A 15,329-nucleotide genomic window follows, 5' to 3' on the forward strand; every position below is an offset into this window, starting at 1 on the left:
GCGCCGTCAGGTACGTAAGGTGGACAGGTGAGCGAGCAGCAGCGGGCAGAGCGGACGGAGCGCCGGGTCGTCGTCGCCGGGGCGGGCATGGCGGGCGTCCAGACGGCGGTCGCCCTGCGGGAACAGGGCTTCACCGGCCCCGTCACCCTGATCGGCGCCGAACCCCACCAGCCCTACGACCGGCCCCCGCTGTCCAAGGCGGTGCTGCTCGGCAAGGCCGAGGAGTCCGCCTTCGACATCGACTTCGAGGCGCTCGGCATCGCCCTGCGCCTGGGCTGCGAGGTCACCGGCGTGCGCGCCGGGGACCACGAACTGGACACCACGGCCGGCCCGGTCCCCTACGACGTCCTGGTCCTCGCCACCGGCGCCGAACCCGTCGCCCTGCCCGGCTCCGACGGCGTGCCCGGCGTCCATCTGCTGCGCACCCTCGACGACGCGGCCCGGCTGCGGCCCGTCCTCGAAGCGGGGCACCCCGTCGTGGTCGTCGGCGCGGGCTGGATCGGCGCCGAATTCGCCACCGCCGCCCGTGCCGCCGGCTGCGAGGTCACCGTCGTGGAGGCCGCGGACCGGCCACTGGCCGGCGCCCTGCCCGCCGAGGTCGCGGCCCCGATGGCCGACTGGTACGAGCAGAGCGGCGCCCGGCTCCTCACCGGCGCCCGGGTGGCCCGCGTCGAGCCCGGCGCGGTGGTCCTCACCGACGGCCGCACCCTCCCGGCCGGCGCGGTCGTCGTCGGCATCGGCGCCCGTCCCGCCACCGGCTGGCTCGCGGGCTCCGGTATCGCGCTCGGCCCCGAGGGATCGGTGACCGCCGACGCGGCGCTGCGCACCTCGCTGCCCGATGTGTACGCCGTCGGCGACTGCGCCTCCTTCCCCTCCGCGCGCTACGGCACCCGTCTGGTCGTCCACCACTGGGACAACGCCCTCCAGGGCCCCCGGACCGCCGCCGCCCACATCGCGGCGGAGGACGCGGCGGACATCCCGCCCTACGACCCCGTGCCCTACTTCTGGTCCGAGCAGTTCGGCCGGTTCGTGCAGTACGCCGGCCACCACGCGGACGCGGACGCCCTGTTGTGGCGCGGCGACCCGGCCGGGCCCGCCTGGTCCGTGTGCTGGCTGCGCGAGGGGGTCCTGGTCGCGGTGCTCGCGGTCGGCCGCCCGCGCGACCTCGCCCAGGGGCGCCGGCTCGTCGAGGCGGGGGCCCGGATCGACGCCGAACGGGCCGCGGACCCCTCCGTACCGCTGAAGTCGACGGTCCTGCCGTAGGCGGTTCGCCCCTGAAGGGCCGCGTCCGGGTTTCAGCTGTCAGTCCGGGATGGCAGGCTTGTCCCCGTGACCGAGATTGACGCAAAGATCGATGCTCTCGTCCCTGCCTGGCTCCACCTGCCCGACATCGCGGAAATGCTCGATGTCGAGGTGACGCGTGTGCGGCAGCTGGTCAAGGAGGGCCAGCTCATCGCCGTACGCCGTGGTGAGAACCGGGCGCTCCAGGTGCCGGCCGCCTTCATCGACGGCAGCCGGGTGGTCAAGGGCCTCGCCGGGACCCTGACGCTCCTGAGGGACGACGGCTTCTCCGACGAGGAGATGCTCGAATGGCTTTTCACCCCCGACCCGACCCTGCCGGGCACCCCCGCGCAGGCGCTGAGTGAGAATCGCGGCACGGAGGTGAAGCGCCGCGCCCAGGCGCTCGCCGTCTGACCGACCGCACCACCGGGGAAGCGGGCCGCGCCGCGTGAGCGAGCGGCCCGCTTCCCCGTGCCGCACCACCGATCCGCCGTCCACCGTCTTCCCCGGGGGGAACCGCACCATGTCCACGCCTCGCGCGCAGCTGTCCGACGCCCGGCTCTACCTGTGCACGGACGCCCGCAGGCGCCAGGGCGACCTGCCCGAGTTCCTCGACGCGGTGCTCGCCGGCGGCGTGGACATCGTCCAGCTGCGCGACAAGGGCATGGAGGCCGCCGAGGAGCTCGACCACCTCGCCGTCCTCGCGGACGCCTGCAAGCGCCACGGCAAGCTCCTCGCCGTCAACGACCGGGCGGACGTGGCCCACGCCATCGGCTCCGACGTGCTGCACCTGGGCCAGGGCGACCTGCCGGTGCCCGCGGCCCGCGCGATCATCGGCCGGGAGCCGCTCATCGGCCGCTCCACGCACGCCGAGTCCGAGGTCGACGCCGCCGCCGCCGAGCCCGGCGTGGACTACTTCTGCACCGGCCCCTGCTGGCCCACCCCCACCAAGCCCGGCCGGCCCGCCCCCGGCCTGGACCTCGTGCGCTACGCCGCCTCGCTCGCCCCCGCACGCCCCTGGTTCGCCATCGGGGGCATCGACGCGGGCAACCTCGATCAGGTGCTGGACGCCGGAGCCCGCCGGATCGTCGTCGTGCGGGCCCTCACCGAGGCGTCCGATCCCGGCACCGCCGCCGCCGAGCTGGCGCGCAGGGTCCGCGAGCGCGCCGGGGTCTGACCGGAGGGGCGGGCGGGGTGCGGCCACCCTGGGACGGATTGTCCGAGGGGTGGACAAGAATCAGATCAATTCCGGCAAATGACTCCTCTTCGGTGGGGAGTCCGCCCCGCCCTGGTTAACCTGCCCGTATGGCCCTTGGCACACCCTCCACCAGGACAGATCACGCGCGCACCGTGCGTGAGATGCTCGCGACCGGCGAGACCTCGTACTCGTTCGAGTTCTGGGCGCCCAAAACCGAGAAGAGCGAGCGCAACCTGTGGAACGCGCTGCGCCGGGTCGAGGCCGTCGCGCCGAGCTTCGTCTCCGTGACGTACGGGGCCGGCGGCTCCACCCGCGCCGGCACGGTGAAGGCCACCCAGGACATCGCCGCCGAGTCCACGCTCACCCCGGTCGCGCACCTCACGGCGGTCGACCACTCCGTCGCCGAACTGCGCAACATGGTCGGCCAGTACGCGGACGCCGGCATCCGGAACATCCTCGCCGTGCGCGGCGACCCGCCGGGCGACCCGATGGGCCCCTGGGTCGAGCACCCGCAGGGCGTGAAGTACGCGGCGGACCTGGTCCGGCTGATCAAGGAGGCCGGCGACTTCTGCGTCGGCGTCGCCGCGTTCCCCGAGCGACACCCGCGCTCCACCGACTGGGACACCGACATCCGGCACTTCGTGGACAAGTGCCGCGCGGGCGCCGACTACGCGATCACGCAGATGTTCTTCGATCCGGAGGCATATCTCCGGATGCGTGACCGGGTGGTCGCCGCCGGTTGCGACACGCCGATCATCCCCGAGGTCATGCCGGTCACCAACGTCCGGCAATTGGAGCGGTTCCCCCAGCTCAGCAACGCGACGCTGCCCGCCGAGCTGAAAGAGCGCATCCTCGCCGCCAAGGACGACCCCGCCGCTGTACGCTCCATTGGCATCGACTTCGCAACGCGGTTCAGCGCGAAGCTGCTCTCCGAGGGTGTGCCCGGACTGCACTTCATCACGCTGAACAACTCGACTGCGACGCTCGAGATCTACGAGAATCTCGGACTGCACAAGCAGTCGTGACCGGCCGTACCCGCCATGATCCGGGGCGGTGGCCGTAGAAGGGGGCGGGCATGGGCTGGACGGTCCTCTACATCGCGTTCGGTGTCGTCGCGCTGTGGCTGCTCGGTGAGGTGCTGCTGCAGTACAAGGCGCGGCTGCGCTGGCGGCTCCTCGCCTTCACCGGCTTCGTCGGGGTGGTCATCGGCGTCCTGATGCCGTCCGTGCCCGTCATCGCCCTCGGCGCGGTCGCCTTCGCCACCGGCCAGACCTACGTCACGCTCTCGTTCCGCAAGGGCTTCTCCACCGGCTGGGCGATAGGGGGCAGGCCCGGCGAGAGCCGCCGCCGCAGGCGCGGCGGGGGCGACCGCAAGCCCACCCTGGAGGTCTCCGGCCTGGAGGTGGAGTACGAGGGCGGCGCCCCGGCCGCCCCGGCCGCGGTCTACGAGACCGAGCCGATGCCCGACGACACCGGCCGGTACGGCGTCTACACCGATCCCGCGCCGCAGCGGCCCGCCCAGGAGCCCCAGGGCGCGCCGGGCTACGACCCGTACCCGGCCCAGCAGTCCCGGAACGAGGACGGCTACGCCGGCGCCGGGCAGTACGACTACGGCACGGACCCGCAGAGCTACGCCGCCTACTCCGACCCGTACATCGGCACCACCGCGAGCGCCCCGCAGTACGGCTCGTACGAGGGCTACGGCACCTACGACGGTTACGGCGACCGGCAGCAGCACAGCGCCCCGTACGGGCAGGCCGACGCCTATGGGGCGGAGACGCCGCCGGGCGGTGTCTGGGTGCCGCAGCAGCGCGAGGGCGAGCAGTACCCGCCGCGGCCCGCCGCCCAGCCGGCCCCGTACCCCAACGGCTACGACACCGGCCACAACGAGCAGTACCGCTACTGACGGCTCACCCCACCGCTCACCGCGAGCCGCGGAAGCCGTCCCCCTCCACCACGGTCCCCGCGACCAGCGCACCGGACATGCCCGCGTGCGCGAGCCCGCCGCCCGGATGCGACCAGCCGCCGGCCAGCAACAGACCCGGCAGCCGGGTCCGGTTGGCGGCGCGCAGGAACGCGCCCCCGGCCCCCGCGAGCGCCGGGGCCGGGACGGCACCGCCCTCGGCGCCGGTGTCCGCCGCGGTCTCGGCGGGCGTCCGCACCCGGGTCCGCAGCACCCGCTCGCGCAGGTCCGGCACCGCCGCGCACGCCACCTCGGTCAGCGTGTCCGCGTACCGCGTCCGCAGCGCCTCGTCCGTCCAGTCCACCGGGCCGTGCGGGGCCACCGTCGCGATCAGCGTCACCGCCTCGTGCTCCGCGCCGGGGCGGGTCGACGGGTCGTCGGGGCGCAGCACGGTCACCGTGGGGTGCGCGGCGGTCCGGCCCCCGAACACCGCCTCGCGCTCGGCCGCCCCGTCGGCCGGGTGCACCACGGTCCGGTGCACGGCGTCCGCGGGCCGGCCGCCGCGCAGCGACAGCATCACCACGAACCGGCCGCTCGCGCCGGTTCCGTCCGCTCGCGGCGCCACGTCCCCCTCGGCCCACAGCTCCCGCCCCGGCACCAGACCGGGCCACGGCCGCGCCCCCAGCACCACGTGCTCCGCCTCCGCGACCGTTCCGTCCGCCAGCTCCACGCCCGCCGCGCGGCCGTCCTTCTCGACGACCCGGACCGTCTCGGCGCCGAAGACGAACTCCACCCGCCGGGTCAGGCACCGCTCGTACACCGCCCGGGCCAGCGCCCGCATGCCGCCCATGACGTACCAGCTGCCGAACGTCTCCTCCATGTACGGCAGCAGGGCCGCACCCGCCGGGGCACGCAGCGGGTCCAGGTCGTACGCCAGGGCGTACCCGTCGAGGAGGGCGGCCAGCCGGGGGTCCGCCAGCTCCCAGGAGCCGATCTCCGCCACCGTCCCCGCCCGCCGCGCCGGGCGCAGCAGCCGCCGGCGCTCCTCGGCCGGATACGGGTCACGGCCCAGCACCTGCCAGTCGGGGCGCAACGGCTCCTCCAGGAGCGGCCGCCGCGAGCGGTCCCAGGCGTCCCTGGCCCGGTCCAGGAAGGCACCCCACTTCGCGCCCGCCCCACCGCCGAGCGCGGCGTCCAGGGCGGCGACGGTGCCGGCGCGCGAGGCGTTCGGCAGCGAGACGGCGGTGCCGTCGGCGAAGACGTGCCGGCTCGCGGGGTCCACCTGGGTCAGCGTGACGCACCGCTCCAGCGGCTCCTTGCCGGTCTTCACGAACAGGTCCCGGTAGACCGCGGGCAGATGGAGCAGCCCGGGCCCCGTGTCGAACGAGAAGCCCTCCTCGGAGTGCTGCCCGAGCGAGCCGCCGTACGTACCGGACCGCTCGTACACCGTCACCCGGTGGCCTGCCACGGCCAGCCGGGCCGCCGCCGCCATCGCGCCCATCCCGGCGCCGATCACCGCAATTCGTGCCATGGATGCGACCTTAACGGCCGCCCCCGGCACCCCGGCCGTCAGGTCGGCGGCGCCGGGAAGGCCGGCCGCGCCCGGCGCTTCTCCTCGCGGCGCTGCGCCCTGCGGCGCCGGAACCGGCGGATGCGGGAGGCCAGGAAGACCACGAGCACCAGGCCGAGGACGAGGAGCGTCCCGGCGAGGCTCGCCGCGATCCAGGGATGGAAGATCGCGAAGGTGATGATCCCCGCGACCCCCAGATCCTCGGCGACGCTCAGCGCGATGTTGCTGAACGGCTCGGGGGAGGTGTTGACCGCCATGCGCGTACCGGCCTTCACCAGATGGCTCACCAGTGCGGTGGAACCCCCGAGGGCACCGGCCGCGACCTCCGGCAGTGAACCGCTCTCCCCGGCCAGCAGCGCCGCCACGACCGCGCCCGCGAGCGGCCGGACGAACGTGTGCACCGCGTCCCAGGCGGTGTCCACGTACGGGATCTTGTCCGCGACCGCCTCGCAGAGGAAGAGCACCGCGACGACCGCGAGCACGTCGGTGCGCTGGAGCGAGGCGGGCACCTCGTCGCTGACACCGGTCGCGCCGAACACGCCGAGCAGGAGGACCACCGCGTACGCGTTGATCCCGCTCGCCCAGCCGCTCGTGAACACCAGAGGGAGTACGGACACGGACGCGATGGTAGCCAGGGGGACCGGCATCGCGGCAGGGCGCGGGCGTGCCGGCTCTGAGTACCCGTACTCAGGATGCGGGATGAGTAGCCGCACGGATGGGCCGCGACCTGCCCGGACGGCAGAGTGGTCGGCACGGAAGGGGCACCGCCCCGCCACCGCCGGCACGGGGCGGCGGTGAAGCGGCGGCGCCTCCTTCCGAACGGGGGTGCGCGGCGGAGGACTTCGGGACCACGGGGGACACGGGGTCACGGGGGAAGGTCCTCCGGCAGCACGGAAGGCGCCGGTCGGGCGGGCTCGGAAATCCGGGCCCGCCCGGCCGGCGCCTTCGTGCGTAGGGCGTCGCGCTTCCGTACAGCGGTGCTTTCCGCGTACGGGGCGCGGCTCAGTGCCCGCTGACGCGGCCGCGCAGCAGCAGCGACAGCGCCGAGTGCACGTCGTCGATCGAGCGCTCCGGCTGGAACGCCTGCCAGTCCAGGGCCGCCACCAGCACCATCCCCACCAGCGCCGCCGCCGTCAGCGGGACGTCGATCTCCTCGCTCAGCTCGCCGTTCACCACCCCTTCCGCGATGACGCCCTCCACCACGGCGACCGCCTCGCGGCGCACCACCAGCAGGGTGGACTGCCAGGCCCGGTTGGTGCGCCACAGCTCGGCCACGTACAGCTGGGTGAAGGCGGGGTAGCGGTCGATGAAGACCAGGCCGGCCCGGATCATGGCGTCCAGCGCCTCGACCCGGCTGCCGCCGCGTGCGCCGGTCTCCTCGGCCGCCGTGCGCAGGGAGGCGGCGAGCAGTCCGACGCCGTGGCGCAGCAGCTCCTCGAAGAGTTCGGTCTTGCTCTTGAAGTTGTAGTAGACCGTGCCCTTGGCGACCCCGGCCCGGTCGGCGATCTCGTCCACCGTGGTCCCCGAGAAACCCTTCTCGGCGATGAGGGTGACGGCCGCTTCGTAGAGCCTCTGCCGGGTGGCCTGGCGGCGCGTGCTGCTACTGCTTTCCATGCTCCTGATTCTCACAGGTCCGGGCCGGCTCACAGGCTCAGCTCCGGATGCAGCCGCTCCAGGGTCCACATCTGCTTGCGGCGGGCCGACAGGGCGGTCAGCGCGAGCGCCCCGGCGGTGAAGGCCACGAGGACCACGCAGCCCTGCCGGACGGGGCCGGGTCCGCCGCCCGTGATCAGCCGGCGCAGCCCCTCGACGACGTAGCTCATCGGCAGGTAGGGGTGGATCGCGTTGAAGAAGCCGGGACTGGTCTGGACGGGGTAGGTGCCGCCGGCCGAGGTCAGCTGGAGCATCAGCAGCGCGAGGACCAGGATGCGCCCGGCCGCCCCGAAGCAGGCGTTCAGCCACTGCACGATCGCCGCGAAGCAGCAGGTGACCAGCGCCAGGAAGCCGAGCGTGCCCGCCGGGTGCGCCATGTCGAGGCCGGGACCCCAGTGCAGGACGGACATCAGCGCGGCCACCTGGAGCAGCCCGATCCCGGCCACCGGCAGCCAGCCCGCGAGGGCGATCCGCCGGGCCGGCGCCCCGGCGGCCAGGGCGCGCCGGCTGAGCGGCTGGATCAGCATGTACGCCACCATGGCGCCGACCCAGAGCGAGAGCGGGATGAAGTAGGGCGCGAAACCCGTGCCGTAGTTCGGGGCGGAGTGCAGCGACTGGGAGGCCAGCCGTACGGGATCGGCCATGACCGCCGTACGGGCGTCGCGGTCCTTCTTGCCGTAGTCGGGGATCTTGTCGACGCCCTCGCCCAGGCCCCGGGCGAGCGTGGCGGAACCGTCGCCGAGCCGGACCATCCCCTTGTCCAGGCCGACGGCGCCCTTCCTGAGCTTGCCGACACCCGTGTTCAGGTCGGCCGAGCCGGTCCTGGCCGTACCCAGCCCGGTGTGCAGCCGGTCCGCGCCTCCGGCGACCCGGTGCGCGCCGGTGTTCAGCGCGTTGATCTTCTTGACGGCGGCTTCGAGGTCCTCGTCCAGGTGCGGGGAGCGTGCGGCGAGGTCCTTCGCCTGCTTCTCCAGGGTGGTCAGCCGGCCGCGCAGCTTCCTGAGGTCCCCGTTCTGGTTCCTGACCAGCACGTTGACGTCGTCGGCCACGGCGGCGACGTCCGCCGCCGCCGTCACGGCCCGCTTCAGGGGCGGGCAGACGGTGGGGTCGGGGAGCGGCTGCTCCGCGCAGCGGGTGCGGTGGATCCCGGTGAGGTCGTCGGCGGCGGTGTGCGCGGCGGTGGCGGCGGTCGGCGCCGTCTTCACCAGCCGGTCCAGGTTGTCCCGCACGGTCTTCGACGAGGCGGCGACCAGCCGGGCGGTGTCGCCGATGGTCTTCCCGTTGTCCTTCAGGAACGGGCGCACGTCGGCGGCGACCCCGTTGACCTTGTCGGCGAGGAGCTGGGTGCCGTCGGCGACCTGGCGCGAACCGGTCTCCAGGTCGCCCGCGCCCTTGTCCAGCTTCACGATCCCGCCGGCCAACTCGCTGCTGCCGGCCTTGGCGTCCTTCAGCCCGTCCGCGAGGTCCTTCGAGCCCTTCTCCGCCCTGGCGATCCCGCTCTTCAGGCCGGCCGCGCCCCTGGCCGCTTCCGCCGTCCGGTCGTGCAGGTCGGAGAAGCCGATGAAGATCCGGTCCAGGAACCCGCGCGAGGCGTCGGCCGACGCGGCCGTGCGGACCTCGGAGAACACCGTCCGGGAGATCTGCCCGACGATGTAGTTGTTCGCGTCGTTCGTGCGCACCTGGAGCGCGCCGGTCCCGGGGGAGTCGCCCGCGCTGGAGGCGATGCGCTCGCTGAAGTCGGCGGGCACGCGCAGCGAGAGGTAGTACGTGCCGTCCTCGACGCCCTTGTCCGCCTCCTCGGCGCTCACCTCGTGCCAGGCGAAGACCTTGGACTCGAGCAGCTTGCCCGTGATCTCGTCGCCCGCCGCGAGGTGCTTTCCGGCGGCGGTGGCGCCCCTGTCGTCGTTGACCAGGGCGACCGGGATGCGGTCCAGACGGCCGTACGGGTCCCAGAAGGACCACAGGTACAGGGCTCCGTAGAGCAGCGGGAGCAGCAGGAGCGCGGCGAGGGCGGCGCGCGGGAGCCGCCCCCTGCCGAAGCGCCTCAGCTCAAGCGCGGCCAGTCTCGGCGAACGCATCGGCCGGTTCCTCCTCGTGCGGGGTCGCTGTGGACGGGGCCCGCCCCGGTTCGGCGGTGCCGGTGGTTCCCGGGTGCGTGGCGCCCGTGCGGACGGTGGCGGCGTCCCCGGGAGCCTCGCTGCAGACGGCGAGCACGGTGGTGCCTGCGGCGGCCACGGAACGCAGCAGCTCCCAGACCTCGGCCCGCTCGGCGTCGGACAGCTTCAGATCGGTGTCGTCGACCGCGAGCAGCCGGGGCCGGCCCATCAGCGCGAGGGCGACGGAGAGCCGCAGCGCCTCCGGCCGCTCCAGGTCGCGCACGGCGGTGCGCTCGGCCTTGGGCAGCGTGGCGGGGTCGAGTCCGGCGGCGTCCAGGGCGGCCTCGATCCGGGCCCGCGCGGCGGCGGCCCGTTCACGGGGCGGGCGCAGCAGGGCGCGCGGGGAGCCGCCGTAGCGGCGCTGGAGCAGGGCCCGTTCGCGCAGGTGCTCGGCGACCGTGAACGCCGGGTCCAGCTCGCTGACCCCGGGCACCGGGCCCAGGGCCGTCATGCGGCGGACTGCGGCAGCCCGGCGCGGCAGCGCGAGGCCGCCCGTCGCCGCCGCGCCCTCGGTGGGGCGCATCCGGCCGGTGAGAGCGAGCAGCAGGCAGGTGCGGCCGGAGCCGGACGGGCCCTCGACGGCGATCAGGGAGCCGGGGCCGGCGCTGAACGTCACGTCGCGGAAGGCCCAGCCGCGCGGTCCTTCGAGTCCCAGGTCCTCGGCGGTGACGGATGCCCCGCGCGGACTCTCCACGGCCCCTCCTTTTTTGAACTGACTGGTCAGTCCAAAAAGTAACCCGAACTTGCGATCGAGGCAAAAGCCCAGGCCAGAGGCTGATCGAGGTCGATTGTCAGTGGGGGCCGTCACGATGGACACAGACGGCCACGAAGCCGTTACCGAGACAGGAGGTTCTGTCATGGCCCACTCGTCCGCAGCCGCCGCCCCGCGACGCCGCGCAGACGGCCCTGCTTCCTCACCGACCGGCCCGGCCCGCGATGTCCACCCCGTCGTCCGGCGCACCACCGCGCCGCCCGCCGCCCTCGATCTCCTCGTCCAGGCCCGTGCCGGCCTGGACGAGGCGGCTGTCCTCGCCGTCCCCAACGAGCGGTACGCCACCGCACACCTCGCAGCCCTGCGCACAGCCGCCGCCGTGCTCGCCGCGCGGGCCCGCCCCGAGCCCACGCGCCGGCGCCGGGGGCCGATCCGCAGCGCCTGGGAGATCCTTCCGGAGCTGGCCCCCGAGCTCGCCGAGTGGAGCGCCCTGTTCGCCTCCGGCGCCGCCCGGCGGGCCCGCGCCGAAGCGGGCATACCCGGCGCCGCCAGCCGACGCCAGGCCGACGACCTGCTGCGCGACGCGGCCGCGTTCCTGCGCCTCGTCGAACGGCTGCTCGTCCTCCAGCCGGTGCTCCCGCAGCCGCGTGGGGAGCGGCCCGACGCGGGATGACCGCGGGGGCGGCGCCAGGCAATAGGGTGTGGACAGGACCTGTTACCTGCGCTGTTCACGCTCCGCCCCCGCGGCGGCCCGTGCCGAGGAGTCAACTGCCGTGTCGGACCCGCTGCGCCCCCGCGCCTCCCTCCGTACCGCTGTGGTCTGGGAGGTTCTCAAGGACGCCCTCGACCGCCGGGTGAAGGTGACCGGCCGGGACGCCCTGGACGTGCTGGACACAGGCGGCGGCACGGGCAACTTCGCCGTGCCCGCCGCCCGTCTGGGCCACCGGGTCACCGTCGTCGACCCCAGCCCCAACGCGCTGTTTGCACTGGAGCGCCGGGCCGCCGAGGCGGGGGTCGCCGACCGGGTCCACGGGGTGCAGGGCGACATCCTCGGCCTGTTCGACGTGGTGGAGCGCGGGGGGTACGACGCGGTGCTCTGCCACGGCGTCCTGGAGTACGTCGACGACCCCGCCGAGGGCGTACGGCACGCGGTGGAGGCCCTCCGCCCGGCCGGGGCGCTGAGCCTGCTCGCCGCCGGGCTGGGCGGCGCCGTCCTGGCCCGCGCCCTCGCCGGCCACTTCAACGAGGCGCGGCACGCGCTGGGCGACCCGGAGGGCCGCTGGGGCGACGGCGACCCGATGCCCCGGCGGTACACGGCGGAGCAGCTCACCGAGCTGGTCGCGGCCGCGGACGTCGAGGTCGGCGCCGTGCACGGTGTCCGGGTCTTCGCCGACCTCGTCCCCGGAGTCCTGGTGGACACCGAGCCGGGCGCGATGGAGGCCCTGCTCAAGCTGGAGGCCGCCGCCGCCGAACTGCCCGCGTTCCACTCGGTGGCCACCCAGCTGCACGTCCTGGGCACCAAGCGCGGCTGAGCCTTTGCAGGGTTACCTGCGGCAGTGCGGCTGATCAGCGACGCAGCGGCAGACGGAGTACGCACCGACAGCCCCGTTCGGGGCTCCGGCCCCGTATGATCGGGGGACACCATCCGGCATGACGGATCGGAGGTTGGGGAATCAACGCCTCAGCAGCTGAGCCGTCGTGGCGGCCCGGACTGGCTGATTGGCAATGAGGGCGGGTTTCACGGGGGCGATTCCCTGCCTATCCTGGAAGGGCCGCATACCGGCCGCCCCCCGCGGCCGACGACGAGGAGGACTCCGTGCCGCTCTCGGAGCACGAGCAGCGAATGCTCGAGCAAATGGAGCGAGCGCTGTACGCCGAAGATCCCAAGTTCGCGACAGCGCTCGAGGGAAGTGGGCTGCGTACGTACACCCGGCGACGGGTCTACCAGGCAGTTGCTGGCTTTCTGGTGGGTATCGCGCTCCTCATGGCCGGAATGGTCGCTCAGCAGATCTGGATCAGCGTGGTGGGCTTCCTCGTCATGCTGGGCTGCGCGGTGCTCGCGGTCACGGGATGGCGCAAGGCGCCCAAGCCCGGCGAGCAGCAGGCGGTGCGCACCGGTGGTTCGGGCGACCGCAGGCAGCCCCGGCAGCGCCGGTCGGTGATGAACCGTATCGAACAGCGGTGGCAGCGCCGCCGCGACGAGCAGGGACAGTAGACAGCACGTACGGGTGAGGGGCGGCCGCGCATGACGCGGCCGCCCCTCACGCGCGCGGTGGCCTCTCGAAGGCGAGCCGGGCCACCCGGACGACGGCCTTGACCGCCCCCTCACGCCCGCGGTGGCCTCCTGGGACGGGGCGATGCGCCCCCGGGCGCGGCCGGCCCCGCCACGCGCGGGGACCGGACCGTCCTGAACGCTCAGGCCCGCCCCCCGCCCTCAGCCCTTCTGGCGGGACGGGCGGTGGGACCAGGCCGGGCGGGCGGGCAGACGGAAGCGGCCCGTTACGGCCGCGCGGCGCTTCGAGAGGGACCGGACCATCCGTACGGCCGAGCGGGGCGCCACGAGCGCGCGGAGGCGGGCGGGCCGGCCGGCCGCGAGGCCCAGGCCGGCGCGTACCGCCCGTGCGTCCTCGGCGAGCCCCGATACCGGGCGCGGCTCCGGGGCGTAGAGCACCTGCTCCACCGCTCCCGCTGCCCGGTGGACCGCCTCCGACGCCTCCGTGTCCAGGCGGCCCAGGCGCACCAGCCGCTCGGCTGCCCGGCGCGGGGTCAGGGCCTCGTCCGGGGGGATGCCGTGGTCCCACGCCGTATCGGTGATCTCCTGCCACACCGCCAGCGTCCGCGCCGTCGTGTCGGCCGGGGTGCGGCCGCCCGGGGAACCCAGCCTGCGGGCCCGAGCCCGTAGCCGCCAGCACATCGGCAGCAGCGGCAGCAGAAGGACGAGCACGACCGCGGCGACCACGCCGAGCACGGTGCCTGTCGGTGGCCCCGGGTCCGCCGGCGCGGCCGTCCCGGGCGCCGCCGACTGCCCGCACTCGCCCTGCTTGCGCATCTGCGCCGGGCAGCTGTCCGACGCGGCCGGCGCGGGGGCGACCGACGCCGAGGTGTCCGCCTCCGGCCGGGCCGGGTCCGCCGTGTCACCGGACGGCGCGTCCGGCAGGGTGTACGACGGCACCGAGCCCCGCGTCGGCGTCGGCTCGAAGCGCGTCCAGCCGATGCCCTCGAAGTACAGCTCGGGCCAGGCGTGCGCATCGCGCAGCCCGACCGAGTACGAACCGTCCGCCTGCGCGGTGCCCGGTGTGAAGCCCACCGCCACCCGGGCCGGGATCCCCAGCGTCCGGGCCATCGCGGCCATCGTGAACGAGAAGTGGACGCAGAAGCCCCGCCGGGCCTTCAGGAAGCGGGCGATCGCCGCGCTGCCGGTGCCCGAGTCGACCGAGGTGTCGTAGGTGAACCCGCCGTTGGTGGCGAAGTAGTCCTGGAGCTTCACCGCGCGCTCATAGGGATTGGCGGCGCCCTTCGTGACCTCGTCGGCCGTGCGCGCGACCACCTGCGGCAGCGACTCGGGCACCTCGGTGTACTCGCGCAACAGGTCGGGCGGCACCGCGCCCGCGCGGGCGAGCAGGCCGGCCGTCGGCTGCACGTCGAGGCTGGTCACCGTGTACTGCGCGCCACCGGTGGTCTCCCCGTCGTCACCCACGAGGGTGCGGCCCTCCGGCTCGTAGCGCCACCGGCCGCCCACCCGCACCTCGGCCGCCGGATAGGGCAGCGGCAGATAGGTCTGCTTGTACGAGGGGGACGCCGAGACGGTCGTCCTGACCTCCGTCACGGAGAGGGAGGAGGAGAGACCGGCCGGCGTCGGGAACCGCTTCGGAACGTCCTGCAGGCGTCGTGTCGAGGCACGCCACTCGTTCCCGTTGAACTGGTCCAGGGCCAGGATGCGCAGATAGAAGTCACCGGGGCTTTTCGTGTCGGTGCGGTACGACATCACCTGCCGGTTCTCCGGCTGGTTGAGGTTGTCCTGGAGCGAGACCAGCGGGTTCACCGCGGAGATGGTGCCGCCCCCGCCCCCTCTGCCGCCCCCGCCGCTCGTACCGGCCAGCAGGCCGCCGTCGAGCGCGGGCAGCGCCGCGGGCACGACCAGCGCGATCCCGAGGGCCAGGGCGCCGATCCGCCGCCCCGTGCGCACCGGGGCGAGTGCCCTGCCGCCCGAGGCGTCGAGCCCGGCGGCCGTGCCGCCCCGGGGCCGTGCCGCCCCGGCGAACACCCGGCCCCACTGGGAGAGCCGGTCCCGCCCCTCGGCCAGCAGGAGCAGCAGATAGCCGCACGCGGCCAGCAGGAACCACAGCCAGTCCGCGCCGCCCTCCGTCAGCCCGGCGGCGACCGAGTAGAGCGCCAGCAGGGGCAGACCGGCGGGCGCCGCGCTGCGGAACGTCACCGCCAGCGTGTCCACCGCCAGCCCGACCAGCAGGACACCGCCCACCAGCATCAGCCGGATGCCCGGGGTGGCCGGCGCCGGAATCGCGTACTGCCCGACGTCGTCCCCGCCGGCCGTCAGCAGGTCCGCGAGCTGCCGCACGGCCTGCGGTCCGGGCAGCACGCCCGCCACCGCCTGCTCCCGGGCGAACGCCACGGTCAGCAGCACCACCATGACCAGCGCCTGGGCGGCGACCGTCAGCAGCCGGGGCACCGGTACCCGGCGGCCCAGCGCACCCACCCCGCACTGCACGGCCAGCAGGAACGCCGCCTGCATGATCCAGCTGCTCGCGTCCACCAGCGGCAGCATCGAACAGGCCGCCATCAGCGTCGCCGCGAAGGCGCCCAGCGTCAGCCGACCACGACCGCTCATGACCGCCCCC

General features: G+C 74.4%; 14 protein-coding genes. 8 read left to right on the forward strand and 6 right to left on the reverse strand.

From position 1 onward, the window contains the following. Positions 1-27: 27 nt before the first annotated feature. The 5 genes from ABZ564_RS03075 to ABZ564_RS03095 all read left to right on the forward strand — a co-directional run bounded on the left by ABZ564_RS03075 (position 28) and on the right by ABZ564_RS03095 (position 4,385). Positions 28-1,263: an FAD-dependent oxidoreductase gene (locus ABZ564_RS03075; protein WP_360848522.1), complete on the forward strand. Its 1,236-nt coding sequence runs from the start codon at positions 28-30 to the stop codon at positions 1,261-1,263. Between the two features lie 66 nt (positions 1,264-1,329). After that, complete coding sequence (locus ABZ564_RS03080; protein ID WP_360848525.1) at positions 1,330-1,695, forward strand: Rv2175c family DNA-binding protein; 366 nt, start codon at positions 1,330-1,332, stop codon at positions 1,693-1,695. A gap of 109 nt (positions 1,696-1,804) precedes the next feature. Next, positions 1,805-2,458 (forward strand): thiamine phosphate synthase, encoded by a 654-nt coding sequence (gene thiE, locus ABZ564_RS03085; protein ID WP_360848528.1) that lies wholly within the window; start codon positions 1,805-1,807, stop codon positions 2,456-2,458. Positions 2,459-2,586: 128 nt separating this feature from the next. Continuing rightward, positions 2,587-3,504 carry a methylenetetrahydrofolate reductase [NAD(P)H] gene (metF, locus tag ABZ564_RS03090; RefSeq protein WP_360848531.1) on the forward strand — a complete coding sequence of 306 codons (918 nt, stop codon included), beginning with the start codon at positions 2,587-2,589 and terminating at the stop codon, positions 3,502-3,504. Between the two features lie 50 nt (positions 3,505-3,554). Further along, positions 3,555-4,385 (forward strand): hypothetical protein, encoded by an 831-nt coding sequence (locus tag ABZ564_RS03095; RefSeq protein ID WP_360848534.1) that lies wholly within the window; start codon positions 3,555-3,557, stop codon positions 4,383-4,385. Positions 4,386-4,401: 16 nt separating this feature from the next. Here ABZ564_RS03095 and ABZ564_RS03100 read toward each other — a convergent pair whose 3' ends face one another. The 5 genes from ABZ564_RS03100 to ABZ564_RS03120 form a co-directional block, all read right to left on the reverse strand. Then, entirely contained in the window at positions 4,402-5,913 is a 1,512-nt protein-coding gene (locus ABZ564_RS03100; RefSeq protein ID WP_360848537.1) for an NAD(P)/FAD-dependent oxidoreductase, read from the reverse strand. A gap of 38 nt (positions 5,914-5,951) precedes the next feature. Further along, positions 5,952-6,569 (reverse strand): DUF4126 domain-containing protein, encoded by a 618-nt coding sequence (locus tag ABZ564_RS03105; RefSeq protein WP_360848540.1) that lies wholly within the window; start codon positions 6,567-6,569, stop codon positions 5,952-5,954. 385 nt (positions 6,570-6,954) lie between these two features. Then, positions 6,955-7,566, reverse strand: coding sequence for a TetR/AcrR family transcriptional regulator (locus ABZ564_RS03110; RefSeq protein ID WP_360848543.1), 612 nt, complete (start codon positions 7,564-7,566; stop codon positions 6,955-6,957). Positions 7,567-7,595: 29 nt separating this feature from the next. Further along, positions 7,596-9,683: a YhgE/Pip domain-containing protein gene (locus tag ABZ564_RS03115; RefSeq protein WP_360848546.1), complete on the reverse strand. Its 2,088-nt coding sequence runs from the start codon at positions 9,681-9,683 to the stop codon at positions 7,596-7,598. After that, positions 9,655-10,455: an ATP-binding cassette domain-containing protein gene (locus tag ABZ564_RS03120; RefSeq protein ID WP_360848549.1), complete on the reverse strand. Its 801-nt coding sequence runs from the start codon at positions 10,453-10,455 to the stop codon at positions 9,655-9,657. Before ABZ564_RS03120 ends, ABZ564_RS03115 begins: the two co-directional genes overlap by 29 nt. A 163-nt stretch (positions 10,456-10,618) precedes the next feature. Here ABZ564_RS03120 and ABZ564_RS03125 point away from each other — a divergent pair, with 163 nt between their 5' ends. The 3 genes from ABZ564_RS03125 to ABZ564_RS03135 all read left to right on the forward strand — a co-directional run bounded on the left by ABZ564_RS03125 (position 10,619) and on the right by ABZ564_RS03135 (position 12,688). Further along, on the forward strand, positions 10,619-11,146 hold the full coding sequence (locus tag ABZ564_RS03125; RefSeq protein WP_360848552.1) for an SAV_6107 family HEPN domain-containing protein: 528 nt from the start codon (positions 10,619-10,621) through the stop codon (positions 11,144-11,146). Positions 11,147-11,246: 100 nt separating this feature from the next. Then, entirely contained in the window at positions 11,247-12,005 is a 759-nt protein-coding gene (locus ABZ564_RS03130; protein WP_360848555.1) for a methyltransferase, read from the forward strand. Between the two features lie 284 nt (positions 12,006-12,289). After that, positions 12,290-12,688, forward strand: a complete 399-nt coding sequence (locus tag ABZ564_RS03135; RefSeq protein WP_360848558.1) for a DUF3040 domain-containing protein — start codon at positions 12,290-12,292, stop codon at positions 12,686-12,688. 219 nt (positions 12,689-12,907) lie between these two features. On the opposite strand, the gene ABZ564_RS03140 is transcribed toward ABZ564_RS03135, so the two are convergent. Next, on the reverse strand, positions 12,908-15,319 hold the full coding sequence (locus ABZ564_RS03140; RefSeq protein ID WP_360848561.1) for a DUF3488 and transglutaminase-like domain-containing protein: 2,412 nt from the start codon (positions 15,317-15,319) through the stop codon (positions 12,908-12,910). Positions 15,320-15,329: the final 10 nt, after the last annotated feature.

The organism is Streptomyces sp. NPDC019224 (assembly GCF_040632605.1).
Taxonomy (GTDB): domain Bacteria; phylum Actinomycetota; class Actinomycetes; order Streptomycetales; family Streptomycetaceae; genus Streptomyces.